The organism is Luteimonas pelagia (assembly GCF_054776035.1).
Window position 1 is genome coordinate 179665 of the sequence record NZ_BAAHCG010000003.1, and the last position, 23721, is coordinate 203385.

23 protein-coding genes are annotated in these 23721 nt (G+C 73.0%); 14 read left to right on the forward strand and 9 right to left on the reverse strand.

What is annotated here, in order from left to right; genetic code table 11:
• Positions 1 to 34: 34 nt before the first annotated feature.
• Positions 35 to 1954: a winged helix-turn-helix domain-containing tetratricopeptide repeat protein gene (locus tag ACYU7H_RS09745; RefSeq protein ID WP_460814302.1), complete on the reverse strand. Its 1920-nt coding sequence runs from the start codon at positions 1952 to 1954 to the stop codon at positions 35 to 37.
• 108 nt (positions 1955 to 2062) lie between these two features.
• Between ACYU7H_RS09745 and ACYU7H_RS09750 the strand changes: the two genes are divergently transcribed.
• The 14 genes from ACYU7H_RS09750 (at position 2063) to ACYU7H_RS09815 (ending at position 14494) form a co-directional block, all read left to right on the forward strand.
• The gene (locus ACYU7H_RS09750; RefSeq protein ID WP_460814303.1) at positions 2063 to 2560 is read left to right on the forward strand and encodes a hypothetical protein; all 498 of its coding nucleotides are present in this window, start codon (positions 2063 to 2065) and stop codon (positions 2558 to 2560) included.
• A 97-nt stretch (positions 2561 to 2657) separates the two neighbouring features.
• A complete protein-coding gene (locus ACYU7H_RS09755; protein ID WP_460814305.1) occupies positions 2658 to 4103 on the forward strand; it encodes a trypsin-like peptidase domain-containing protein in 1446 nt (481 codons plus the stop codon).
• Between the two features lie 43 nt (positions 4104 to 4146).
• Positions 4147 to 4551 (forward strand): hypothetical protein, encoded by a 405-nt coding sequence (locus tag ACYU7H_RS09760; RefSeq protein ID WP_460814307.1) that lies wholly within the window; start codon positions 4147 to 4149, stop codon positions 4549 to 4551.
• Positions 4552 to 4554: 3 nt separating this feature from the next.
• Entirely contained in the window at positions 4555 to 5172 is a 618-nt protein-coding gene (locus ACYU7H_RS09765) for a phage holin family protein (protein ID WP_460814309.1), read from the forward strand.
• A 47-nt stretch (positions 5173 to 5219) separates the two neighbouring features.
• A complete protein-coding gene (locus ACYU7H_RS09770) occupies positions 5220 to 5612 on the forward strand; it encodes a hypothetical protein (protein ID WP_460814310.1) in 393 nt (130 codons plus the stop codon).
• Entirely contained in the window at positions 5609 to 6739 is a 1131-nt protein-coding gene (locus ACYU7H_RS09775) for an AI-2E family transporter (RefSeq protein ID WP_460814312.1), read from the forward strand. The genes ACYU7H_RS09770 and ACYU7H_RS09775 overlap by 4 nt, the downstream gene beginning before the upstream one ends.
• A 24-nt stretch (positions 6740 to 6763) precedes the next feature.
• Positions 6764 to 7516 carry an HAD-IA family hydrolase gene (locus ACYU7H_RS09780; RefSeq protein ID WP_460814313.1) on the forward strand — a complete coding sequence of 251 codons (753 nt, stop codon included), beginning with the start codon at positions 6764 to 6766 and terminating at the stop codon, positions 7514 to 7516.
• Positions 7513 to 8913, forward strand: coding sequence for a leucyl aminopeptidase family protein (locus ACYU7H_RS09785; RefSeq protein ID WP_460814315.1), 1401 nt, complete (start codon positions 7513 to 7515; stop codon positions 8911 to 8913). The genes ACYU7H_RS09780 and ACYU7H_RS09785 overlap by 4 nt, the downstream gene beginning before the upstream one ends.
• A gap of 91 nt (positions 8914 to 9004) precedes the next feature.
• The gene (locus tag ACYU7H_RS09790; RefSeq protein WP_460814316.1) at positions 9005 to 9580 is read left to right on the forward strand and encodes a hypothetical protein; all 576 of its coding nucleotides are present in this window, start codon (positions 9005 to 9007) and stop codon (positions 9578 to 9580) included.
• On the forward strand, positions 9577 to 9876 hold the full coding sequence (locus ACYU7H_RS09795) for a transcriptional regulator (protein ID WP_460814317.1): 300 nt from the start codon (positions 9577 to 9579) through the stop codon (positions 9874 to 9876). The genes ACYU7H_RS09790 and ACYU7H_RS09795 overlap by 4 nt, the downstream gene beginning before the upstream one ends.
• Positions 9877 to 9952: 76 nt before the next feature.
• Positions 9953 to 11215, forward strand: coding sequence for an efflux RND transporter periplasmic adaptor subunit (locus ACYU7H_RS09800; protein WP_460814319.1), 1263 nt, complete (start codon positions 9953 to 9955; stop codon positions 11213 to 11215).
• A 67-nt stretch (positions 11216 to 11282) separates the two neighbouring features.
• Positions 11283 to 11972 carry an ABC transporter ATP-binding protein gene (locus ACYU7H_RS09805; protein WP_460814321.1) on the forward strand — a complete coding sequence of 230 codons (690 nt, stop codon included), beginning with the start codon at positions 11283 to 11285 and terminating at the stop codon, positions 11970 to 11972.
• Positions 11973 to 11982: 10 nt separating this feature from the next.
• On the forward strand, positions 11983 to 13140 hold the full coding sequence (locus tag ACYU7H_RS09810) for an ABC transporter permease (RefSeq protein WP_460814322.1): 1158 nt from the start codon (positions 11983 to 11985) through the stop codon (positions 13138 to 13140).
• A gap of 37 nt (positions 13141 to 13177) precedes the next feature.
• Positions 13178 to 14494, forward strand: a complete 1317-nt coding sequence (locus tag ACYU7H_RS09815) for an ABC transporter permease (RefSeq protein WP_460814324.1) — start codon at positions 13178 to 13180, stop codon at positions 14492 to 14494.
• Positions 14495 to 14501: 7 nt separating this feature from the next.
• Here ACYU7H_RS09815 and yedA read toward each other — a convergent pair whose 3' ends face one another.
• The 8 genes from yedA to mltB form a co-directional block, all read right to left on the reverse strand.
• Entirely contained in the window at positions 14502 to 15431 is a 930-nt protein-coding gene (gene yedA / locus ACYU7H_RS09820; protein ID WP_460814326.1) for a drug/metabolite exporter YedA, read from the reverse strand.
• 161 nt (positions 15432 to 15592) lie between these two features.
• On the reverse strand, positions 15593 to 17758 hold the full coding sequence (locus tag ACYU7H_RS09825; protein WP_460814328.1) for a carboxy terminal-processing peptidase: 2166 nt from the start codon (positions 17756 to 17758) through the stop codon (positions 15593 to 15595).
• A 164-nt stretch (positions 17759 to 17922) separates the two neighbouring features.
• Complete coding sequence (gene lipA, locus ACYU7H_RS09830; RefSeq protein ID WP_460814329.1) at positions 17923 to 18939, reverse strand: lipoyl synthase; 1017 nt, start codon at positions 18937 to 18939, stop codon at positions 17923 to 17925.
• A gap of 55 nt (positions 18940 to 18994) precedes the next feature.
• A complete protein-coding gene (gene lipB / locus ACYU7H_RS09835; protein ID WP_460815034.1) occupies positions 18995 to 19645 on the reverse strand; it encodes a lipoyl(octanoyl) transferase LipB in 651 nt (216 codons plus the stop codon).
• Positions 19646 to 19662: 17 nt separating this feature from the next.
• Positions 19663 to 19941: a DUF493 family protein gene (locus tag ACYU7H_RS09840; protein ID WP_460814331.1), complete on the reverse strand. Its 279-nt coding sequence runs from the start codon at positions 19939 to 19941 to the stop codon at positions 19663 to 19665.
• 55 nt (positions 19942 to 19996) lie between these two features.
• Complete coding sequence (locus ACYU7H_RS09845; RefSeq protein ID WP_460814333.1) at positions 19997 to 21229, reverse strand: D-alanyl-D-alanine carboxypeptidase family protein; 1233 nt, start codon at positions 21227 to 21229, stop codon at positions 19997 to 19999.
• A 106-nt stretch (positions 21230 to 21335) separates the two neighbouring features.
• Positions 21336 to 22577, reverse strand: a complete 1242-nt coding sequence (locus ACYU7H_RS09850) for a septal ring lytic transglycosylase RlpA family protein (RefSeq protein ID WP_460814335.1) — start codon at positions 22575 to 22577, stop codon at positions 21336 to 21338.
• Entirely contained in the window at positions 22574 to 23713 is a 1140-nt protein-coding gene (gene mltB, locus ACYU7H_RS09855; RefSeq protein WP_460814337.1) for a lytic murein transglycosylase B, read from the reverse strand. Before mltB ends, ACYU7H_RS09850 begins: the two co-directional genes overlap by 4 nt.
• Positions 23714 to 23721: the final 8 nt, after the last annotated feature.

The following is a 23721-nucleotide window of genomic DNA, read 5'->3' on the forward strand; positions in this document are numbered from 1 at the left end:
CAAACGTACGCCCGGTCCCCGGGGAAGTCAACGATCAGAACCGCCCCGTCGCCGCGTCCGCGGACAGCCCGGTCGACCCCGCCAGCGCGCGGAAGCGCGGGCTGTCGCGCAGCGGGTTCCAGCGCGCGTCCACCCCCATGAAGACGATCCGGATGTCGCGGGCGGCCCGGGCCTGTTCGAGGGCGTCGAGCGCGGCCTCCGGCGCCCCCGTGGCCAGGTGCGCCGCGGCCAGGCTCGTTCCGGGGAGGTACCCGCGCCCCGACCGCGCCACGAGTTCGTCGCGGATGGCGGCCGCCGCCGCGTCGTCGCCCGCCGCCGCGTGCGCGATCGCCAGCAGCGCGAGCACCTGGCTCGCGCCACCGGATGCCTCGGCCGCCCGTGCCAGGTCCCGCACCGCCGCGTCGGGTTCGCCGCCGTCGAGCGCCATGCCCCCGCGCACCAGCAGCGCGATCCAGAAGTCCGGCTCCAGTTCGAGCGCGCGCGCCACGCGCACGCGGGCGCCGGCGGTCTCGCCGGCCGCCGTGAGGAACCCCGCCTCGAGCGCGTTGATGAACGGCGAAAGCGGATCGAGCTCGCGCGCCTGGCGCGCGTGCGAAAGGCCCTCGTCGAAACGCCCATGGGTCACCAGGAGGTGGGCGAGCGCGAAATGCCCGTCCGCCAGGCTCGGGTTGATCGCCAGCGCGCGGCGGAGGGCACGTTCGGAACCCGCCCAGTCCCAGGCGTGCAACTGCAGGTAGCGCGCGTGGGCGAGGAGCGTCTCGGGCGCGTCCGGGTCGAGCGCGAGCGCGCGATCGATCGCCGCGCGCGCGAGTGGGAAGACCTCCAGCGGCGCCGCGTCGTTGTGCGCCTGGAACATGTAGGACACCGCGAGTCCGGCGTACGCGCGCGCGCAGGTCGGATCCCGGCGGATCGCCTCGTGGAAGGTCCCGATCGTCGACGGGTCGCGGCGGTGCAGGCGGTACTGCGCCCGCAGCACCGCGCGGTAGGCCGACACGTCGCCGCCGTCGCAGGGGCTCGGTGGCTGCACGGGCATCGCCTCGGGCTGGAGCGAGAGCCGCTCCGCGATCGCGGCGGCGATCCTGTCCTGCGCCGCGAACACGCGCGCCCCGTCGGTGTCGATCGTCTGCGTCCAGATCACCCGGCCGTCCCCGACCGACACCAGCCGGGCGTTCACGCGGACGCGCCCGCCCGCCTGTTGCGCGGACCCGGTGACGACGTAATTGGCGTCGAGCAGGCGCCCCGCCTCGACCGCGTCGATGCCGCGCGGGACCGCCAGGCTCGACGGCAGGGCGCGCACCCGCAGTCCGTCGACCCGCGCGAGGCGGGTCACCAGCGTGTCCGCGAGCCCCAGTTCGAGCACGTCGTCCGGCGCGCCCGGCGCGAGCGACCGGAACGGCAGGATGGCCAGGGTCGCCGGCCGTGCGGTCGGGGCCGTCGCCCCGTCCGCGCCCGGGCCGGGGCGGAAATGCCACGCGGCCAGGACGAACAGCGCGACGAGGAACAGCACCGCCCCGAGCCAGGCGACCAGCGGCGGACCGCGCCGGTCGGCCAGCTCGGGGGCAGGCGCTCCGGGTGGCGGCGCCGCGCCCTCCGATGCCGGCGCGACGTCCGCCGTGGCCAGCGCCACCTCCGCGACCTCCGCGACGAAGCGGTAGCCCCGTCCGGGCACGGTGACCAGGAACCGGTGGTCCTGCGCGCCGGTGCCCAGCGCCCGCCGGATGGCCGACACCGCCTGGCTGAGGTTGTTCTCCTCCACCACCCGCCCGGCCCAGACCGCGGCGAACAGCTCGTCCTTGCCGACGACCCGGTCGCGGTGTCGCACCAGGTAGCAGAGCGTGTCGAACGCCCGGCCGGTCAGCGGCACCACTCCGCCGTCGTCGCGGCGCAGCACCCGGCTGCGCGGATCCAGGCGGAATGGCTCGAATCGGAGCGGTCCGGGCTGCGCGTCGTCCATTGCTTCAGGAGTTTTCACGCTGTTTCAGCGGTTTTTGATGGCGGAACCGGCCAACGGCGGGGCAGCTTCGTCCTCCCGCATCGCGGGGCCCACCCACTGGAGGCAACCATGGACACCATCCGCATCCTCGCCGCCGCCGGCCTGCTCGCCGCCGCGCCCGCCGCCGTCGCCAACGGCCTGCTCGCGTCCCCCGCCTCGCACATCGTCGGCACGTGGTCGAACGTCGCCCTCGTCGGCCCGTGCGGCGGGACGCCGGGCGACGCACAGCGCCAGACCCTCGTGTTCAACAGCGGCGGCACGTTCCTGGACAACGCACGCATGCCGCCGCAGGGCCTGCCGAACCTGCTGGGCATCGCCGGCACCCACCAGCGCAGCATCGGCATCGGCACCTGGAGCTACAACGCCACCAATCGCGAGTACACCGTGGTGCAACGCTTCGACTGGTACGTGGACAACGCCTACCACGGCTACCAGGTCGTCGAGCGCACGCTCCAGCTGAGCGCGAACCGCCGGACGGCCGCCGGTCCGGTGCGCACCGCCCGCTATAACGCCGCCGGGCAGAAACTGCTCGAGCTGTGCGGCGTCGCGGAGTCGACCCGCCTCTGACCGGGCGACATGCGGGCATCGAGGCGCTTGCATGGCCTTCACGGGCAATTGCAGGATGCCTGTTCACACTGGCCGGACGGCCTGGACACGCGACCCGATGCCCGCTCCGCTCAAGACACTCCTTGCCCTCGCGCTCGCGGCCGCGTTCGGCGGCTTCGCCGCGACCGCGGTCCGCGACGGCCTGATCGAGCCGCCCGCGCGCGCCGCCCCGTCGACGGATGCCGCGCCGGTGGCGGCCGCGTTGCCCACCGCCGTGGAGGGGCAGCCGCTCCCGTCGCTCGCACCGATGCTGCAGCGGGTCACGCCCGCGGTGGTCAGCGTGCAGACCGAGCAGCGGATCCGGGTGAGCCCCTTCGGCAACGATCCCTACTTCCGCCGGATGTTCCCGGAACTCACCCAGGAACGGATCAACCGGTCGCTGGGTTCGGGCGTGATCGTCGACGCCGGCCGGGGACTGGTGCTCACCAACCACCACGTGATCGAGGGCGCGGAAGCGGTGTCGGTCACGCTCGCCGACGGCCGCACGGTCGACGCCACGTTCGTCGGCTCCGACCCGGACACCGACGTCGCGCTGATGCGGATCCCCCCGGATGCCATCGCCGACGGCGCGGAGGTCCGGCTGGCCGACTCCGATTCGCTGCGGGTCGGCGACTTCGTCGTCGCCGTGGGCAACCCCTTCGGCATCGGCCAGACCGTGACCTCGGGGATCGTCTCGGCGGTGGGTCGCAGCGGCCTGCGCGGCCTCGGGTTCCAGAACTTCATCCAGACCGACGCGTCGATCAACCCCGGCAACTCCGGCGGCGCGCTGGTCAACCTGCGCGGCGAACTGGTCGGCATCAACACCGCGAGCTTCAACCCGCAGGGCAGCGCGGCGGGCAACATCGGCCTCGGCTTCGCGATCCCCAGCAACCTCGCGCGCAACATCCTGGGCCAGCTCATGGACGGGGGCGTGGTGCGCCGGGGCGCGCTCGGCGTGGACACGCGGCCGCTCGACGCGCGCCTGGCGGCGGGCCTGGGCGTCGACGCCGCGCGCGGCGCGGTGGTCACGCGCGTGCACGCCGGATCGGGCGCCGAGGCCGCCGGGCTTCGCCCCGGGGACGTGGTCGTGGCCGCGAACGGTGAACGCATCGACGGCCCCGCGGACCTGCACAACTTCGAAGGGCTGCAGATCGTCGGCAGCCGCGTGGACCTGGACATCCGCCGCGACGGCCAACCGCTCCAGGTGCAGGTCGCGTTGCGGGAACTGCCCCGCAACGTGCCGGGCGCCGTGCTGGATCCGCGCCTCGAGGGCGCGGTCTTCGCCGACCTCCCCGAACGCCTGCGACAGGCCGGTGCCGCGGGCGTCTGGGTCGAATCGGTCGAACCCGGCAGCGCGGCGGCCCGCAACGGCCTGCGGCGCGACGACGTGGTCCTCGCCGCCAACAGCGGTCGGTTCGACGACCTCTCCGGCTTCCGGGGCAGCTTCGCGGATGGCGATGCCGGTCCGCCGCTGGTGCTCCGCATCCTGCGCGACGGGCGGCAGGGCAACCTGCTGCTCCAGTGACACGAACGCCCGCACCCCCTTCCTTCCCCACAGGAGAACCGCGATGAGCTCGAACACCCCTTCCGCCAGCGATGCGGTCCGCAGCAACCTGGGCGAGGCCGGCAGCCACCTCAAGCAGGCCGCCCACGACACGGGCAGCGCGATCAAGGGCGCCGGCAGCGCGGCCGGCTCCGCGTTGCGCGACGGCGGCGCCGCGGCGGCTGACGAACTGCGACTGGGCAAGGCGAACCTGAAGGCCGACCTCGCCGACAGCGCGCTCGCCGGCATCGCCGCCGCCGAGAGCATGCCCGCCGCGACCCGCGAACAGGTCGACGCCCTGATGGAAAAGGGCCAGGACCTCGTCGAGAGCGCCGCCGAGCTGATCCGCGAACGTCCGCTGGCGTCCTTCGGCGTGGCCTTCGCGACCGGCTGGATCATCGCCCGCCTCGGCCGCAGCGGCGGCAAGTAAGGCATGGCGCAGGACCGGGACGTGCCTGCGGAGGATGCCGGAAGGGACGCCGGCGACGACGGCCCGCGCGCCTCCGGGCACGCGGGGCCGCCGCCCGATCCCGCCGAGCAGCCGCAGCCGCCGCCCGACATCCTCGAATCGCTTCGCCAGGTCGGCGACGCCGGGCGCGCCGGCTGGGAGGCGACCGGCGACGTCTTCCGTTCGCTGCGCACGCTGGTCTTCGCGGACTTCTCGCTCGCGCGCAGCGCGTTCGGCCGGACGCTCGCGCTGACCGGCGTGGCGATCGTCTTCGGCGGGTCGGGCTGGCTGCTCCTGATGGCGGCGCTCATGCTGCTGCTCACGCGCCAGTTCGGCTTCCCGTGGTCCGGCGCCCTGCTCGCCTGCGCGGCGGTCAGCCTCGTCGGCGCGGCCATCGCCGTGTACTACGGCATGCGCTACTTCGAGCACACCCGCATGCAGGCCACCCGCCGCCAGCTGGCGCGGCTGGGCATCGGCGAGCTCGCCGACTTCGGTCCGCGCGCCGGCTCCGGCGAATCCAGCCGCGACGCCGCCGAGAAACTCAAGGAGGAGGTCACCGAGCCCCTGAAGGACAAGACCGGCATCGATCTCACGCCGCCGTGAGCGCCGCTGCCGGGAACCATCACGAAACCGCCGGGATCCCGTTGCCGATGAGCTTCGCCAAACTCCAACGCAAGGTCGAACAGGCCGAGAGCACCCTGGAAGCACAGGAACGGCGGATGTCCGCCGACTGGCGCCAGCTCAAGCGCTCCTGGCGTGCCGCGTGGACGCCCGGGCGCATCGTGGTGGCCGGCCTGGCCACGGGCTACCTGGTCGGTCGCACCGAGCCGCTGCAGAAGGCGACGAATGCCGCGATCACCGTGATCCGCCTGCTCGCCTCGGTGATGGCGCTCAAGGCGAGCGAGCAGGCCGAGGAAGCCGCGCACGAAGCCGAGGACGCCGCGCACGAGGCGGAGGAGACGGTGACCGGCGGTCCGGTCGAGGCGGCCCGCGACGACGTCGCCCGCCAGCCCACCGCGACCGCCGAGGCCTACGAGCCATGAGCCTCCCGCAGGACGGCGTCGCTGCCCCGGCGCCCCACCCGGATGCCGAACCGGGCCCCCCGCCCCCGCCCCGGCCCCGTGCGAGCACCGCGATGGTGGTGCTCGCCGTGCTCGCCGTCGCGTACACCCTGTACCTGGCCCAGGACCTGGTGTTGCCGGTCCTGCTGGCGATGTTCTTCGCGCTGGTGGGCAACCCGGTCATCCGCGCGCTCGAGAGGCTGTGGCTGCCCCGCTTCCTCGCCGCGCTGCTGGTCGTCCTTGCCGGGCTCGCCGGCGTGGCGGCGCTCGGGGTGCAGCTGATGGAACCGGCCGGCGAATGGCTGCGGGAGGCGCCCGCCCAGCTGCGCGAGCTCGCCCCGACGCTGCGCGAGATGACCCGGCCGATGCAGGAGGCCAACCAGGCCGCCGAAGACATCGCCCGGGCCGCCGCCCCCGACGCGGGCGAGGGCGACAAGATCGAGAAGGTCGCCGTGGTGCCCGCGGAGGAGGCGAGTCCGTACGCGGGCCTGCTGCAGACGCCGATGGCGATCATCTCGGTGCTGGCGATCGCGATCCTGGCGCTCTTCTTCATGGTCTACGGCGGGCGCATCCAGCGCAGCGCGATCTCGATGCTGCCCAGTCGCCAGCAGAAGCGCGTCACCGTCGACCTGCTCCATTCGATCGAGCAGGAAGTCTCGCGCTACGTCCTGACGATCACCACGATCAACCTCGTGCTCGGCGCGGCCTATGCCGCCAGCCTGTTCTTCCTGCTGGACATGCCGCTTGGCGACGTCCTGCTGTGGGGGACGATGGTGGCGCTGCTCAACTACGCGCCCTACGTCGGTCCGCTGATCGGCTTCGTGGTGATGGGACTGGTCGGGCTGATCGCGTACGGCCAGACCTGGATGGCGCTCGGGCCGGTGGGGATCTACGTCGTGCTGCAGGTGCTGGAAGGCAACTTCATCACGCCGATCGTCGTTGGCTCGCGGATGTCGGTGTCGCCGCTCATCCTGATGCTGGCGCTGGCCGTGTTCGGCTGGATGTGGGGCATCGTCGGGCTGCTGCTGGCGGTGCCGCTGCTGGTGTGCTTCAAGCTGGTGCTCGAGCGGCTCGAGGGCGGCGAAGGCTGGGCGAAGCTGCTGGAGTAGCCGCCGCGCGGGTACCATGCGCGGGTGATTCCCCCCCCGAAGGCCATCACGTTCGACCTCGACGACACCCTGTGGCCGATCGCGCCCGCGATCGCCGCGGCCGAGGACGCGCTCGCGTCGTGGCTCCACGAGAACGCGCCGGCCACGGCACGCAGGTGGCCGCCCGCCGAGGTGCGTGCGCTCCGCGAGGCGATCGCGAGCGAACGCGCCGACCTGTCGCACGACTTCACCGCGCAACGCCGGCTGTGCATCGCGCGGATGCTCGAGGACAGCGGGGACGACGCCGCGCTGGCCGGGCCGGCGTTCGATGCGTTCCACGCCGCGCGCAACCGGGTCGACTGCTTCCCGGGCGCGATCGACGCGCTCGGCCGGCTCGCGGCGCGGTGGCCGCTCGCCGCCCTGACCAACGGCAACGCGGACCTGCGTGCCATCGGACTGTCACGGCACTTCCGGTTCGCGCTGTCGGCGCGCGACCACGGCGTGCCGAAGCCCTCGCCGTGCATCTTCCATGCCGCGTGCGAGCGCCTGGGCGTCGCGCCGCCCGAGGTGCTGCACGTCGGCGACGATCCCGCGGCCGACATCGCCGGCGCCGCCGCGGCGGGTCTTTCGACCTGCTGGATCAACCCGCCCCGCGCCGATGGCCGCGTGCGCGAATGGCCGCTGCCCTCCAGGCGACCCGACCTCGAGTTCGGGGGCGTCGATGCGCTCGCCGACTGGCTGGACGCGGCCGATGCACCCGCCACCCGCGCAGCCGCCCACGACAGGACCGCCGCATGACGCTTCCCGATTCCCTGCCCGCAGCCGTCGCACACGCCTTTGCCGGCGACGCGGGCGACGCCCTGCCGTTGCACGTCGTGCGCCGCGACACCCTCGCGGCGTGGCGCCAGCAACAGGACGCCGGCACGCTGGCGTGGCTGGACGCGAGCGGGTTCGACGCCTCGCCCGGCAGCGCGCTGCTGCTGCCCGGCGCCGCCGGGGCGCCCGCCGGTGCCGTGCTGGGGGTCGGCGACCCGCTCGACCCGTACGCCTACGCCCATGCACCGTTTGCGCTGCCCGCCCGCGCGTGGCGCGTGGCCGGCGACCCGGCACCGGCCGAGCGCGACGCGCTGGCCCTCGGCTGGGGACTGGGGGCGTACCGCTTCGACCGCTACAAGACGCCGCCGCGCAAGCCCGCGACCCTCGCCGGCGGGATCGACCCGGCCACCGCCGACGTGCTCGCCGCGTGCCTGCTCGCCCGTGACCTGGTCAACACGCCGACGCAGGACATGGGGCCGGACGAACTCGAGCAGGCGGTCCGCGCCCTCGGCGCGGCCCACGGTGCCGAAGTCGAGGCGATCACCGGACCCGCCCTGCTGGAGCGCAACTTCCCCGCCATCCATGCGGTCGGGCGCGCCTCGCATCGCGCGCCCCGCCTGCTCGTCCTGCGCTGGGGCGACGCGAAGGCGCCGCAGCTCACCCTCGTGGGCAAGGGCGTGTGCTTCGACACCGGCGGCCTGGACCTGAAGGCGGCCGACGGCATGCGCTGGATGAAGAAGGACATGGGCGGCGCGGCGCACGCGATCGCGCTCGCCGGGCTGGTGATGGCGCGGGCCCTGCCCGTGCGGCTGACGCTGCTCGTTCCGGCGGTCGAGAACGCGATCGGCCCCGATGCGTTCCGTCCGGGCGAGGTGCTGGCCACGCGCAGCGGCGCGAGCGTCGAGGTCGACAACACCGATGCGGAGGGCCGCCTGGTGCTGTGCGATGCATTGACGTTCGCAGGCGAGCAGCGGCCGGACCTGCTGGTCGATTTCGCCACGCTGACCGGCGCCGCGCGGGTCGCGCTCGGACCCGACCTGCCGGCGCTCTACGCGAACGACGACGCGCTGGCCGGCGAATGGCTCGACGCCGGCATGGCCGTTCGCGATCCCGTCTGGCGCCTGCCGCTGTGGCGGCCGTACCTGCGCTACCTCACCAGCGGCATCGCCGACATCGCCAACTCCGGGCCGTCGAAGATGGGTGGCAGCATCACTGCCGCGCTGTTCCTGGAGCGGTTCGTGCCCGCGAACCAGAAGTGGGCGCACCTGGACGTGTACGCCTGGAACGATGCCGACCGCCCGGGGCGCCCAGCCGGCGGCGAAGCACAGGGCCTGCGCGCGGCCTGGGCGATGCTCGCGGGGCGCTTCGCCCGCAGCTGACCGATGGGGCGGGGCCATGCCCCGGGAGTGCGCCGTTGACTTACTCTATTTTGCAGAGTACTTTGCCAACACACTCCCGGAGGACCCCGACATGACCGCTGCAGACCGCATCCAGCAGGACCTCGACTACGTCGCCAGCGCCGTCCGCCGGCGCGACCGGCCGGTCGGCGTGCCCGCGATCTATTTCCTCTGGGCCGGGATCGTCCTGGTCGGATTCGCGCTGCCGCAGTTCGCACCGGGCCTGGCGGGGCCGTTCTGGCTCGTGGCGGGCATCGGCGGCGGCCTGCTCAGCTGGTGGCTGGGCGACCGGGATGCGCGCCGGCACGGCGCGATCGACGCCGAACTCGGCCGCCGCCACGGCCTGCACTGGCTGGTGGCCGGCGCCGGCTTCGTCCTCTCCGCGCTGCCGATGGCGACGGGCCTGGTCGAGCCCGGCTTGGGCGCCGCCGGCTTCCTCCTCGTCGCGGGCCTGGCCTACGCGCTGGCCGGCGTGCACCTGGAACGCCCGCTGCTGTGGAGCGGCCTGCTCATGCTCGCGGCGTACGCCGTGCTGGTCCTGTTCTCTCCGCCCTACGCCTGGCCGGCGACCGGCGCGGTGCTCGCCGCGGCGCTGGCCTGGTCCGGCCTGTCGGCGATGCGGGCGCGGAATCCGGGCGCCGTCCAATGAAGGCGCTCGACGGCCTCGACCCCGCGCTCGAGCACCGGGCGCGGCTGGCGATCGGGGTCCTGCTGGCACGGCATGGCGAGGTGAGCTTCGCGCGGTTCAAGGAACAGCTCGAGCTCACCGACGGCAACCTCGGCGCGCAACTGCGGCGACTCGAGGATGCGGGCTACGTCGCGCTGCGGCGCGACTTCGTCGATCGGCGGCCGGTCACCTGGTACCGGCTGACGGCACCGGGCCGCAAGGCACTCGACCGGCACCTGCGCGCGTTGCAGGACGTCATCTCGGTCGCCGGCGCGTGAGCGGCGGGCGGTGGCGGGGCAACGCGACTGCCTTCACACTGTCGGCCCGCATGCCACGACCGACCGCGACCCACCGATGAGCGATTCCCGTGACCTGCTCAACGACCTGCGCATCGACCGGAGCAGCCCGCCCAGCGAGGGCGTCCCCCGCGCCGCATGGATCGCCGGCGGCGCGGTCGCGCTGCTGCTGGTGCTCACGGCCGCCGGCTGGTGGCTGTTCGCGCGCGGCGAGGCGCCCGAGGTGCGCACCGCGCAGGCGGTCGCCATCGGCGGGCCGGGCGGCGCCGCCGCGTCGGTGCTCGACGCCACGGGCTACGTGGTCGCGCGCCGGATGGCGACGGTGTCGGCGAAGGTCACCGGCAAGGTGCGCGAGGTGCTCATCGAGGAAGGCCAGCGCGTGGAAGCCGGCGACGTGATGGCCACGCTCGACCCGGTCGACGCCCTCGCCGGCCGCGAACTCGCCGCCGCGCAGCTGTCCGCCGCCCGCAGCCAGGTCGCCGGCGTGCAGGCCCGGTACGACGAGGCGCGCGCGAACGCGGCGCGCCTGCAGGGCCTCGCCGGCCAGCAGCTGGTGTCCCGCGCACAGTACGACCAGGCGGTCGCCGAGCGCGAGGCGCTCCAGGCGCAACTGGCCACCGCGCGCCGCAACGTGGAGGTCGCCGCCGACCAGCTGGCGATCGCCGACAACGGCGTGGACAACACCGTGGTCCGGGCGCCGTTCTCCGGCGTCGTGATCGCGAAGGCGGCGCAGCCGGGCGAGATGATCTCGCCGCTGTCGGCCGGCGGCGGGTTCACCCGCACCGGCATCGGCACGATCGTGGACATGGATTCGCTCGAGGTCGAGGTCGATGTCGGCGAGAGCTACATCAACCGGGTGTCGCCGAGGATGCCGGTCGAGGCGACGCTCAACGCCTACCCGGACTGGAAGATCCCGGCCGAAGTCATCGCGATCGTGCCGGCCGCCGACCGCGGCAAGGCGACGGTCAAGGTCCGCATCGCGCTGAAGGAACGCGACGCGCGCATCGTGCCCGACATGGGCGTGCGCGTGAGCTTCCTCGAGGCGGCGCCGGCGCCCGGTGCCGAGGCACCGCCGCCCGGCGTGCTGGTCCCGGCGGCGGCGATCGCCACGCGCGACGGCGCGCAGGTCGCGTTCGTCGTGCGCGGCGTCGAGGACGGCCGCGGCACGGTCGCGCGGCGCGAGGTCACGATCGGGCGGACGCTCGGCGACGACCGCGAGGTCACCGCGGGACTGTCGGGGGGCGACACCGTGGTGCTGGATCCGCCGGAGGCGCTGGAGGACGGCGCGGACGTGCGGGTCGCGGGGACCGGGGGGAATTGAAGGGTGGGTTCCCGCCTTCGCGGGAACGACGGAATGACGCGGCACGTCAACGCAACGGGGAACTGACATGGCACTGGTTTCGATCCGTAACCTGCACAAGACCTACCAGCGCGGTCCGGAAAAGGTGGACGTGCTGCACGGCATCGACCTGGACATCGCCAAGGGCGACTTCGTCGCGCTGATGGGCCCGTCCGGCTCGGGCAAGACCACGCTGCTCAACCTCATCGGCGGCCTGGATTCGCCCAGTGCCGGGCAGATCGAGGTCGACGGCCAGCGCATCGACACGCTCGGCGCCGGCCAGCTGTCGCACTGGCGCAGCGAGAACGTTGGCTTCGTGTTCCAGTTCTACAACCTGATGCCGACGCTCACCGCGCAGCGCAACGTGGAACTGCCGCTGCTGCTGACCAAGCTCGGGGGCGCGCAACGCAAGCGCAACGCGGAAATCGCCCTGAAGCTCGTCGGCCTGCACGAGCGCGGCAAGCACCGCCCGTCCGAACTGTCGGGCGGCCAGCAGCAGCGCGTGGCGATCGCGCGCGCGATCGTCTCCGACCCGACGCTGCTGATCTGCGACGAGCCCACCGGCGACCTCGACCGCCAGTCCGCCGAGGAGATCCTGGGGCTGCTGCAGCGGCTCAACCGCGAGCACGGCAAGACGATCGTGATGGTCACCCACGATCCGAAGGCGGCCGAGCACGCCAGCCACACGCTGCACCTCGACAAGGGCACGCTGGTCGAACAGGCCGCGCACGCCGCCTGAGGAGTCCGCCATGAAATACCTGCACCTGATCTGGGCGGCGCTGATGCGCAGCAAGACCCGGACGCTGCTCACGCTGCTGTCGGTGGTCACCGCCTTCCTGCTGTTCGGGCTGCTGGACTCGGTGCGCCAGGCGTTCAACGCCAGCACCAACCTGGCCGGTTACGACCGCATGGTGGTCGCCTCGCGCCTGTCGATCACCCAGATGCTGCCGCTCAGCCTCGAGCGCCGGATCGAAACGGTCCCGGGCGTGGAGCGCGCCGTGCGCGCGGCGTGGTTCGGCGGCATCTACCGCGACCAGCGCAACTTCTTCCCGAACATGTCGGTCGGCTCGGGCTTCTTCGACGTGTACCCCGAGTACGTGATCTCCGACGAACACAAGGCGGCGTTCGAGGCCACGCGCGACGGCGCGGTGGTGGGCGCGTCGCTGGCCGAACGCTACGGCTGGGAGATCGGCGACGTGATCCCGCTGCAGGCGACGATCTTCCCGACCCGGGGCGGCAACGACTGGCAGTTCCGCCTGGTCGGCACGTTCGAACTGGCCGACGCCAAGCGCAAGGGCGAGGAGAACGCCCTGTACTTCCGCTGGGATTACTTCAACGAGGCCAACGATTTCGTCAAGGATCGCGTGGGCTGGTGGATGGTCACCCTCGACGATCCCACCCGGGCGGATGCCGTCGCGCAGGCGATCGACCGGCTGAGCGAGAACTCCGACCACGAGACCAAGACCCAGTCCGAGCAGGCGTTCAACCAGAGCTTCATCAAGCAGTTCGCGGACGTGGGGATGATCGTGACCGCGATCGTCGGCGCGGTGTTCTTCACCCTGGTCATCCTCACGGGCAACACCATGGTCCAGGCGGTGCGCGAACGCGTGCCGGAACTCGCCGTGCTCAAGACCATCGGCTTCACCGACCGCACGGTGCTGGGGCTGGTGCTGGCCGAGTCGATGCTGCTGCTGGTGATCGGCGGGCTGGTCGGCATGGCGCTGGCGGCGGTCGCGATGCCGGCGGTGAGCGCGACGAGCGGCGGCGCGATCCAGCTCGGATCGATGCCGCCCGCGACCTGGGCGATGGGGATTGGACTGATGCTGGCCATCGGCGCGGTGGTGGGGCTGATCCCCGCGGTGCGCGCGATGCGGCTGGACATCGTGGACGCGCTCGCGGACCGCTGAGGCCGCGCGCGAACGGGGACGGGAAAGGGCAACCGACATGAAACGACTCGGGAAGTGGTTCGCGAACGCCGGCACCGTGCTGCTGCTGGCCGCGGCGCTGGTCGGCTGGATCCTGCTGCCCTGGTGGGGCGTGCTCGCCGCGGCCGTTGTGCTGGCACTGTGGCTGGTGCTCACCCGGCGCGGCCGCCAGGCACTGGCGGTGGCCGGCGTGGGCGTGGCCACCCTGCCCCGGCGCTGGGGCGCATCGAGCGTGATCATCATCGGCATCGCCGGCGTGGTCGGCGTGCTGGTGGCGATGCTGGCGATGGCCGCCGGCTTCGAGGCGACGCTCAACCGGACCGGCAACGAGACCAGCGTGATCGTGCTGCGCGGCGGTTCGATGGCCGAGACCAACTCGGTGATCATGCGCGACCAGGTGCCGCTGATCGGGCAGCTCGACGGCATCGCGCGCGATGCGCAGGGCCGGCCGGTGGTTTCGCCGGAGATGTCGCAGGTGGTCAGCCTGGTCACCCGCGGCGACAACCTCGACGCGAACGCGCAACTGCGCGGCGTGGGACCGGGCGCGTGGGCGCTGCGGCCGCAGGTCGAGGTCGTCGAGGGCCGCCGCTTCGAGGGCGGGCGGCGCGAGCTCGTGGTCGGCGTCGGCGCGGCGCGCCAGTACGTGGGCCTCGACGTGGGCAGCACCATCGAGCTGGCGAACCAGCCTTGGACCGTCGTCGGCCATTTCGCATCCGGCGACTCCCACGAGTCGGAACTGTGGGCCGATGCCGAAGTGCTGGGCACGACCTACCAGCGCACCTCCTACCAGTCGGTGACCGCCAAGCTCGACGGCGAGGGCGGCTTCGACCGCCTGAAGGCGTCGCTCGCGGCCGATCCGCGCCTGAAGCTCGACGCCAGCACCACCCGCGACTACTACAACAAGCAGTCCGAGGGCCTGACCAAGGTGATCGAGATCCTCGGAACGGTGGTCGGCGCGATCATGGCGATCGGCGCGGTGTTCGGCGCGCTCAACACGATGTACGCGGCAGTGGCCACCCGCGCGCGCGAGATCGCGACGCTGCGCGCGCTCGGTTTCCGCGGCCTGCCGGTGGTGGTGGCGGTGATGCTGGAGACGATGCTGCTGGCGCTGCTGGGCGGCCTGCTCGGCGCCGCGGTCGCCTGGCTGGTCTTCAACGGCTACACGGCATCGACGCTGAGCGGGAACTTCAGCCAGGTCATGTTCGAGTTCCGCGTCGGCCCCGACCTGCTGTGGAGCGGCCTGAAGTGGGCGCTCGGCATCGGCCTGGTCGGCGGCCTGTTCCCCGCCCTGCGCGCCGCGCGGCTGCCGGTGAGCGAGGCGCTCCGCGCGGCCTGACCGGGCGTCAGGCCGCCGGCTCGGCGGGCGCCCTGGGTGGACGGGTGCGCGCGAGGGTGATCGTCGCCACGCCCGCGAGGATCACCGCCATCGCCCCGAGATCCGACGGGCCGAAGGTCTCGCCGGCCAGCAGCGCGCCGAACATCACCGCGATCGGCGGATTCACGTAGGCGTAGCTGGTGGCCACCGCCGGCCGCACGTGGTGCAGCAGCCAGATGTAGGCGGTGAAGCCGAAGATCGAGCCGGCGACCACGAGCCAGCCGAGCGCGAGGGTCGCGTCCAGCGTCGGCATCGCGGTCATCCGCTCGCCGTGCAGCAGCGCGGCGAGCAGCATCCAGCCGCTGCCGGCGATCATCTGGCCCGCCGCCGACATGAAGGGCCCGGGCAGGTCCTGGTCGCGGCTCCAGATCGAGCCCCAGGCCCAGGCGATCGGCGCGACCACCAGGCACGCCAGCCCGAGCGGCGACGCCGACAGGTCGCTGCCCAGGTTGAGCCAGGCCACGCCGGCGAACCCGACCGCCAGGCCCGCCCACTCGCGCCGGGTCGGCGTGCGCCCGCGCAGCCAGGCGAACAGCGCGGCGAACAGCGGCATCGACGCCACCGCGATCGCGGCCATGCCGGACCCGACCTCGGTCTCGGCCAGGTTCACCAGCCCGTTCGACAGCAGCACCATGAAGATCGACAGGTGCACCAGCGTCCACCACTGGCGCCGGGTCGGCGGCGCCACGCCGCGCCAGCGCAGCACGGCGTACATCAGCGCACCGGCGGTCGCCATGCGGAAGGCGCCGAGCAGGAACGGCGGGTAGCTCTCCAGCGCGAAGCGGATGGCCAGGTAGGTCGAACCCCACAGCACGTAGACCGCGGCGAGCGCGCCGGCGACGGCGAGCCCGCGCACCGGCAGCGCGGGCGGCGGGAGGGAGGGGAGCGGGGTGTTCACGGGCGGCGCGCGCTCGCGTCGGGAAGCGGCGCGGGTCCCGCGCCTGGCCGGCCCGCGCGCGGCGGGCCGGCGCGCATGTTACGCCGGCCGGTGGCGCCCGGGGCGCCGGAACGCAAACGCCCCGCCGGAGCGGGGCGTCGGGTCACGCTTCCGGCGTGGCCTCAGTCCGTCCAGTGGCCCGCGACCGACGAACCGGGCAGCACGCGGGAGGCGAGCTGGCCATCGCGCTGCAGCAGCACGATCGCGTCGGCCAGGATCGCCGCGGAGGCCTGCAGCAGCGGGTCCGGCCGCTCCTCGGCCGCGTCCTCGCGGGCCACGTCCTCGATCACGTCGCGCTCGTTCGCCTGCAGCCCGTCGTCGAGCGGATCGCCGGCCAGCGGGTCCAGCGGCAGCCCGAGGCGCTTGCGCTCGGCCTGGCGGGCGGTGCGGCGCGCGTCGTCGGCGTCGCGCTCGGCTTCGCGGTCGGCCAGCCGGAGCGAGATCCAGCCCTTGTCCTGCTCCTCGCGGAAGCGGGCGACGTCCTCCATCCACCACTTGAACTCTGCGTCGCCGTCGATCCGCGCCTGGTGGCGCGTCCGCAGCGCGTCGAGCATCGGTTCGAAGTTGCCGTAGCGGCGATGGTCGACCGGGGCGATGCGGGTCCACGGGATCGCGTTGTCGTAGGTGCTCTCGCCGAACTCGGTCGCGTCGACCGTGACCGGGAACGCGATGTCCGGCACCACGCCCTTGTGCTGGGTGCTGCCGCCGCTGACGCGGAAGAACTGCGCCATGGTGAACTTCACCTGCCCGAAGCGGTTGCCCTCGCCCGCCGGCCAGCGGTCCAGGTCGAACAGGTTCTGCACCGTGCCCTTGCCGAAGGTCGTCTCGCCGATCACCAGGCCGCGGCCGTAGTCCTGGATGGCGCCGGCGAAGATCTCCGACGCGGAGGCCGAGCCCCGGTTGACCAGCACCGCCAGCGGGCCGTCCCACGCGACGCCGTCGTCGCGGTCGCCCTCGACGTTGACCCGGCCGCCCGAGCTGCGCACCTGCACCACCGGGCCCTCGTCGATGAACAGGCCGGTGAGTTCGATTGCCTCGTTGAGCGAGCCGCCGCCGTTGTTGCGCAGGTCCAGCACCACGCCATCGACGCCGGACTGCTTGAAGCCGCGCAGCAGGCGCGCGACGTCGCGCGTGGCCGACGCGTAGTCGCCGTTGTTCTTCCGGCGGCCCTCGAAGTCCTGGTAGAAGGTCGGCAGCTCGATCACGCCGATGCGCTGCGACTCGGCACCCTCGACCGGAAGCGTCAGCACCTCGCCCTTGGCGGCCTGTTCCTCCAGGCGGATGCGCGCGCGCGTCAGCTGGATGCGGCTGGGCGGCGCGTCGAGCGCCATCGCCGCCGGCACCACGTCCAGGCGCACGTCCGTGCCCTTCGCGCCCTTGATGAGGTCGACGACCTCGTCGATGGGCCACCCGACCACGTCCTCCATCGCGCCGCTGCCGTCCTGGCCGACGCCGACGATGCGGTCGCCCGGCTGCAGCCGGCCGTCGATCGCCGCCGGCCCGCCGGCGATCACCTCGCGCACGACCACCACGTCGTCCTGCTTCTGCAGCTGCGCGCCGATGCCCTCCAGCGACAGCGACATGCTCTGGTTGAACAGCTCCGCGCTGCGCGGGTTGAAGTAGTTGGTGTGCGGGTCGATCGCCGCGGTGTAGGCGTTGAGGAAGGTCTGGAAGACGTCGTCGCCATCCAGTTCGGCGACCCGCGTCGCCAGGTTCCGGTAGCGCTTGCCGAGCGTCGCGCGGATCTCCGCGTCCGTCTTGCCGGCCAGCTTCAGCCGCAGCCAGTCGTTCTTCACCGACTTGCGCCAGATCTCGTCGAGTTCGGCGGCGGTCGCCCAGTCCGCGTCCTCCCGGTCGTAGTGCCAGCGCTCCTCCATCGACAGGTCGAAGCCGCCGTCCAGCAGCTTGCGCGCGAACGCCGTGCGCTGGTCGACACGCTGGCGGTACACCGCGAACATCGCCCATGCCGGCGCCGGATCACCGCCCTTGATCGCGTCGTCGAGCCGCGTGCGATAGGCGGCGAACTTCCCGATGTCCTCCGAAGTGAGGAACACCTTGTTGCCGTCGAGCGATTCGAGGAACCGCTTGAACACGTCCGCCGACAGCGCATCGTCGAGGGGGCGCGGGCGGTAGGCGTAGCGGCTGTCCGACAACAGGCCGTGCACCAGCTGCGAGGTGGTCGCCTGGGCCTCGGTCGGGCCCTGCGCCAGGCCGGTGTCGGCGCGCGCGGCCAGCAGCGCCGGCAGGCACAGGACGAGGGCGATCAGGAGGGGGCGGGGATTGGTCATGGTCTCGGCGGCCGTGGGGTGGCCGTTCGCAGCGTGCGGGAGGCGTTCGACCGCCGGCCAGTGCCGGAAGTTGCAGTGGACGGCGGCCAGGGCACTGTAACCACGCCCCGGGGCGCGGTTGTGAACAAATCGTCAGCCGGTGCGGTGGCCGTGACGGCCGTCGTTCAGGCCGCGCCTGCCGTGGCGCGCGCGGCCTCGGCCGCCTGCTGGTCGGCGTGGTACGACGAGCGCACCAGCGGGCCGGAGGCGACATGGGTGAAGCCCAGCGACAGGCCGAACACCTCGAGCGCCTTGAACTCGTCCGGCGTCCAGTAGCGCAGGACCGGATGGTGGTGCGCGCTCGGCTGCAGGTACTGGCCGATGGTGACCATCTCGACGTCGTGCGCGCGCAGGTCGCGCAGGGTCTGCTGCACCTGCGCCATGGTCTCGCCGAGGCCGAGCATGATCCCGGACTTGGTCGGCACCCCCGGGTGGGCGGCCTTGAACCGCTTCAGCAGGTCCAGCGACCACTGGTAGTCGGCGCCGGGCCGGACGTTCCGGTACAGGTCCGGCACCGTCTCGAGGTTGTGGTTGAACACGTCCGGCGGGTTCCCGGCCAGGATCTCCAGCGCGCGGTCCATGCGGCCCTTGCCGCGGAAGTCCGGGGTCAGGATCTCGATGCGGGTGCCCGGGCTGTGTTCGCGGATGGCCGCGATGCAGTCGACGAAGTGGCCGGCGCCGCCGTCGCGCAGGTCGTCGCGGTCGACGCTGGTGACCACCACGTACTTCAGGCCCATGTCCGCGACGGTGCGCGCGAGGTTGAGCGGCTCGTCCGCGTCGGGCGGCTTCGGCCGGCCGTGGGCGACGTCGCAGAAGCTGCAGCGGCGGGTGCAGACCTCGCCGAGGATCATGAAGGTCGCGGTGCCGTGCCCGAAGCACTCGTGGATGTTCGGGCAACTGGCCTCCTCGCACACGGTGACCAGGCGGTTCTCGCGCAGCTTCGCCTTCAGGCGGGCGACCGAGTTGTCCGACGGGATCCGCACGCGGATCCACGACGGCTTGCGCAGCACCGGCGCGTCGGCGAATTGCACCGGCGAGCGCGCGATCTTGTCGCCGGCGACCTGCTTGACGCCCTCGCGCAGCGGCGCGGGGCCGTCGGCGACGACCGCGAGCGGGATCGAGCGGGAAGGCGCGTCGTTCATCGATGCGTTCCGTGGCGCGGCGGCGCGGTGCGGGTGGGCGGGGGCGGAGCGGGCCTCAGGACGGGTCGGCGGCCGACATGGCCAGCCCGAACTGGTCGGCGAGGTGCGAGACCAGCGCCGGCTTGACGGCGTCGGGGCTCGCGGGGCCGCCCAAGTCTAGCATCGACACGACCTGCAACCCCTCGAAACCACAGGGATTGATGCGGCGGAACGGCTCGGTGTCCATGGCGATGTTGAAGGCCAGGCCATGGAAGGTGCAGCCGCGGCGGACCCGGATGCCCAGCGCCGCGACCTTGGCGCCGTTCACGTACACGCCGGGCGCGCCGTCGCGGCGCCGGCCCTCGATGTTCCAGTCCGCCAGCGTGTCGATCACCGCCTGCTCGATGCGGCAGACGTAGTCGCGCACGCCGATCTTCAGCCGGCGCAGGTCCAGCAGCGGGTAGGCCACGATCTGGCCCGGGCCGTGGTAGGTCACCTGGCCGCCGCGGTCGACCTGCAGGACGGGGATGTCGCCCGGCGCGAGCACGTGCTCGGGGCGCCCGGCCTGGCCGAGGGTGAACACCGGGTCGTGCTCGACCAGCCACAGTTCGTCGGGCGTGTCGTCGTCGCGCGCGTCGGTGAAATCCTGCATCGCGCGCCAGACCGGCTCGTAGGCACGGCGGCCGAGTTCGCGCACCAGGCAGGGCCGGCCCAGGCGCGGCGGCAGCGGTGCGCCGGAGCAGGCTAGAGCGTCCACTTCACCTCGGGGTGCGACCGCAGCGCGGCGTGGGCGGCCTCGTACTGCTCGCGGGTCTCGGCGCGGAAGCTGATCCGGACCGAGACGTAGCGGCCGTTCGAGGAGTGGCGGAAGGTCACCTTCTCCTCGACGACCGGAATGCCGGCGTCCATCAGCAGCCGGGGCAGCTCGGTCTCCAGGTCGGCCCCGGCGGTGCCCATCGCGCTCAGCTCGAAGGTGCCGGGGAACTGGAAGCCGTGCTCGGGATTGTCGGACTTGAGTTCCATCACCCGATCATGGGTCCGCGGGCCGGCGCTCTCAACCCGGCCGGCCGCCAGGGCCTCAGACCGACTCCCACCAGAGCCAGAAGCCGTCCCACAGGCGCTTGAAGAAGCCGCCTTCCGGGACCGCCTGCAGCGCCACCAGCGGGCGCTCGGCCACGACCTCGCCGTCCAGCGTGACCTTGACGGTGCCGATGCGCTGGCCCTTCCCGATCGGCGCGACCAGCGTCCTGGGGACGTCCATCGTCGGCTTGAGCTGGTCGTACTTGCCGCGCTGGATCGTGACCAGCAGCGGCGCCGCCAGGCCGAGCGCGACCTCGTCGGCCTCGCCCTTCCAGACCTTCTGGGTGGACACGGCCTTGCCGGCCTCGAAGATCGGGTGGGTCTCGAAGAAGCGGAAGCCCCAGTTGAGCAGGGCCTGGCTGTCGTCGGCGCGCTGCTTCTCGCCGGTCGAGCCCATCACGACCGTGACCAGGCGCTGGCCGTTGCGCTCGGCGGAGGTCATCAGGCAGTAGCCGGCGCCGGACGTGTGCCCGGTCTTGATGCCGTCCACCGACGGATCGCGCCACAGCAGCAGGTTGCGGTTGCGCTGGGTGATGTCGCCGACCGTGTACTCGCGGATCTTGTTGTAGGCGTAGTGCTGCGGGTAGTCGCGCTCCATCGCGCGGCCCAGCAGCGCCAGGTCGTAGGCGCTGGAGTAGTGGCCCTCGGCCGGCAGGCCGTGCGGATTCACGAAGCGGCTGTTCTCCATCCCCAGCCGCTCGGCGTAGGCGTTCATCAGGGCGGCGAACGCGTCGACGCTGCCGGCGATGTGCTCGGCCAGCGCGATGGCGGCGTCGTTGCCCGACTGCACCACCATGCCCTTTTCCATCTCGATCAGCGGCGCGGTCTGGTTGACCTCGAAGCCGGAGTAGCTGCCGTCGGTGCCGGCGCCGCCGGTGCGCCAGGCGTACTCGCTCATCATCACCTGGTCGTCGGGCTTGACCTTGCCCGCTTCCATCTCGGCGGCGACGACATAGCTGGTCATCACCTTGGTGAGGCTGGCCGGCTCGCGGCGCTCGTGGATGTTCTCGCCGGCGAGCACGCGGCCGGTTGCCGCATCCATCACCAGCCACGCCTCGCCCACGACTTCCGGCGCCGGCGGCACCGGCATGTCGACGCCGGCGGCGGCCGGTGCCGCGGGCGTCGGACGCGACTGGGCGACGGCCAGGCCGATCGCCGCGGTGGCGGAAGCGGCCAGGGCGATCCGCGCCAGCGCGCGGAACGGACGGGAAGGGGTTCGGGCGGGGGACATCACGACTCCTGCGGGCCGGCGGCGCTGCCGGCGGTTCTGCGCGTCCTGCGGCGGATTCCGGCCTTCCGGGCCGGCGGGCGAACGATCGATTGTAGGGCAGCGCCGGCTATTGCCCGCGGACCACGTGCGGCGTGCCCAGTCCAAGGCCGGCGACGCGTTCGGCCAGCGACGCGATGGCCGCCTCGGCGACCGGCCCGATGCGCACGCGCCAGACCGGCCGGCCGGAGGACGTGCCCGACTCCACGCGCGCCTGCTCGATCCCCGCGCCGCGAAGCTGCGCGAGGACGCGATCGGCATTGCCGCGCGCCGCGAAGCTCGCGACCTGCAGCTGGACGGATGGCGTGCCCACGCCGCCGCGGCCTGCCGCCGGCAACGGTGCAGCGGGCTGCACGAGCGTCACCGTTTCGGTCGCCGCGACCGTGGCCGCGGACGGCGCCTGCGTGCCCCGGCGGGCCGCCGTCGGCGCGGCGGGCCGGCCGGTGGCCACGCGGGCACCGCGCTCGGCCATCCACGCATCGAAGGCATCCGCGGCCCGGACCTGGCCGTCGCGCTGCATCTCGAAGCGCCAGGCCTGCTCCGCCTCCGCGGCGGGCGTCGCAACCCCGCCTTCCGGGAGTTCCGCCACCAGCGCGTCCATCGCGGTCGGTGCGTGCGGCGTCGCCGTCGCCGGCGGGGGCGCGGTGGCGAACGCGCCCTCCGCGCCGGGCGCCAACGCCTCGACGCGCACGCGCGCGGTGCCCGCCTGGTGCATGTCGAGCTTCACCGCGGCCGCCCAGCTCAGGTCGATCACGCGGCCCTCGTGGAACGGCCCGCGGTCGTTCACGCGCACGATCACCGAGCGCCCGTTGTCGAGGTTGGTCACCCGCGCGAAGCTCGGCAGCGGCAGCGTCTTGTGCGCCGCGGTGAACGCGTACATGTCGTACACCTCGAGGTTCGAGGTGCGTCGCCCGTGGAATTTCCTGCCGTAGTACGAGGCGCGCCCCTCCTCGCTGTAGCCGCGCGTGTCGTCCATCACGCGGTAGCTCCGGCCGAGCACGGTGTAGGGCGAGCGGTTGCCGTAGCGCGAGCGGGGTTCGTCGACGACCTCGGGTTCGGGGATCAGGTCGACCTCGGGCAGCTCCGACGGCGCGCTGTCCTTGACGCCCGGTGCGTACAGGCCACCGGCCACGTAGTCGCCGCGCTTGGACGGGTCCTCCTGCGCCGGCGGGTAGGGCGAACGGCGCGGCGGCGCGGGACGCGTCGCCGGCGCCCGCGCCGTCTCGGCGGGGGGCGGCGGGTCGGACTTCTTCGGCGCGCCACTGCAGGCGGCCATCAGCACCGCGAGCGCGGGCAGCGCCAGGTGCCTCATGCGGGCGGGCGCCCCGCGATTTCCTGCGCCAGCTGCCACACCGCGGTCGCGTACATCCGCGAGTTGTTGTAGCGGGTGATGGCGCGGAAGTTCTCGAAGATCATCCAGTACTCGGGGCCGGATTCGGCGTCGAGGCGGATCACCGTCGCCGGCAGTTCGGTCGGCACCGGCGTCGCCGCGCGGTAGCCCCGGGCCGCGAGTTCGGCCTGGCTGAGGAACGGGTCGTCGGTGTCCTCGGCGTTGTACTCGACCGCGCCGGTGGCGCGCTGGGCGCGCACCATCACCGGTCCACCGCGGGTCCAGCCGCCCTTCTCGACGAAGTAGTTGGCGATCGAGGCGAACACGTCGTCGAGGTTGCCGAACAGGTCCACGCGGCCGTCGCCGTCGCCGTCCACCGCGAAGTCGCGGTAGCTGGACGGCATGAACTGGCCCCAGCCCATCGCGCCGGCGTAGCTGCCGCGCAGCGACGCCATGTCCAGGCGCTGCTCGTCGGCCAGCGCGAACAGCTGCGCCAGTTCGTCGCGGAAGAACAGCTCGCGGCGACGCTCGCGCTCCACCTGGGTCGGGTCGCCGCTGCGCGGATAGGCGAAGGCCAGCGTGTACAGCGCATCCACCACCCGATGGCTGCCCATGTTGCGGCCGAAGTTCGTTTCCACGCCGATGATCGCGACGATGACCTCGGCCGGCACGCCGGTCCGGGCCTCGGCGCGCGCCAGGGCGGCGCGGTGCTCGGCGAGGAAGGCACGGCCGCCGGCGATGCGGGCATCCGCGATGAAGATCGGGCGGTATTCGTGCCAGACCTTGCTGCGCTCGGCCGGGCGCGACATCGCCGCGATGATCGACGACTGCATGGTCGCGCCGTCGAGCACCGCCTGCACACGTGCCGGTTCGATGCCGAAGCGGGCAGCGGTGTCGCGCACGAAGGCCGAACGCATCGTCGCGAGGTCCGCGACGTCCGACGTGGGCTGGCCGCCCATCGGCGTCGCCGGGGGCGACGGGTCGGCCGGCGTCGGCATGGGCGCGGCGGGCGTCGGCGCGGGCGGCTCGGGCGGCGCCTGCGAGGCGCACGCGGCAAGCGCGAGCGACAGCGCGAACGCAAGGGCGGCTGCGGGTTTGCGGGTCGTCGGCGTCTGCATCGGCGCGA

Bases quoted from the DNA above. Each gene is read 5' to 3' on its own strand.
- ACYU7H_RS09745 (WP_460814302.1), bottom strand. From the start codon at position 1,954: ATGGACGACGCGCAGCCCGGACCGCTCCGATTCGAGCCATTCCGCCTG.
- ACYU7H_RS09750 (WP_460814303.1), top strand. From the start codon at position 2,063: ATGGACACCATCCGCATCCTCGCCGCCGCCGGCCTGCTCGCCGCCGCG.
- ACYU7H_RS09755 (WP_460814305.1), top strand. From the start codon at position 2,658: ATGCCCGCTCCGCTCAAGACACTCCTTGCCCTCGCGCTCGCGGCCGCG.
- ACYU7H_RS09760 (WP_460814307.1), top strand. From the start codon at position 4,147: ATGAGCTCGAACACCCCTTCCGCCAGCGATGCGGTCCGCAGCAACCTG.
- ACYU7H_RS09765 (WP_460814309.1), top strand. From the start codon at position 4,555: ATGGCGCAGGACCGGGACGTGCCTGCGGAGGATGCCGGAAGGGACGCC.
- ACYU7H_RS09770 (WP_460814310.1), top strand. From the start codon at position 5,220: ATGAGCTTCGCCAAACTCCAACGCAAGGTCGAACAGGCCGAGAGCACC.
- ACYU7H_RS09775 (WP_460814312.1), top strand. From the start codon at position 5,609: ATGAGCCTCCCGCAGGACGGCGTCGCTGCCCCGGCGCCCCACCCGGAT.
- ACYU7H_RS09785 (WP_460814315.1), top strand. From the start codon at position 7,513: ATGACGCTTCCCGATTCCCTGCCCGCAGCCGTCGCACACGCCTTTGCC.
- ACYU7H_RS09790 (WP_460814316.1), top strand. From the start codon at position 9,005: ATGACCGCTGCAGACCGCATCCAGCAGGACCTCGACTACGTCGCCAGC.
- ACYU7H_RS09795 (WP_460814317.1), top strand. From the start codon at position 9,577: ATGAAGGCGCTCGACGGCCTCGACCCCGCGCTCGAGCACCGGGCGCGG.
- ACYU7H_RS09800 (WP_460814319.1), top strand. From the start codon at position 9,953: ATGAGCGATTCCCGTGACCTGCTCAACGACCTGCGCATCGACCGGAGC.
- ACYU7H_RS09805 (WP_460814321.1), top strand. From the start codon at position 11,283: ATGGCACTGGTTTCGATCCGTAACCTGCACAAGACCTACCAGCGCGGT.
- ACYU7H_RS09810 (WP_460814322.1), top strand. From the start codon at position 11,983: ATGAAATACCTGCACCTGATCTGGGCGGCGCTGATGCGCAGCAAGACC.
- ACYU7H_RS09815 (WP_460814324.1), top strand. From the start codon at position 13,178: ATGAAACGACTCGGGAAGTGGTTCGCGAACGCCGGCACCGTGCTGCTG.
- ACYU7H_RS09825 (WP_460814328.1), bottom strand. From the start codon at position 17,758: ATGACCAATCCCCGCCCCCTCCTGATCGCCCTCGTCCTGTGCCTGCCG.
- lipA (WP_460814329.1), bottom strand. From the start codon at position 18,939: ATGAACGACGCGCCTTCCCGCTCGATCCCGCTCGCGGTCGTCGCCGAC.
- ACYU7H_RS09840 (WP_460814331.1), bottom strand. From the start codon at position 19,941: ATGGAACTCAAGTCCGACAATCCCGAGCACGGCTTCCAGTTCCCCGGC.
- ACYU7H_RS09845 (WP_460814333.1), bottom strand. From the start codon at position 21,229: ATGTCCCCCGCCCGAACCCCTTCCCGTCCGTTCCGCGCGCTGGCGCGG.
- ACYU7H_RS09850 (WP_460814335.1), bottom strand. From the start codon at position 22,577: ATGAGGCACCTGGCGCTGCCCGCGCTCGCGGTGCTGATGGCCGCCTGC.
- mltB (WP_460814337.1), bottom strand. From the start codon at position 23,713: ATGCAGACGCCGACGACCCGCAAACCCGCAGCCGCCCTTGCGTTCGCG.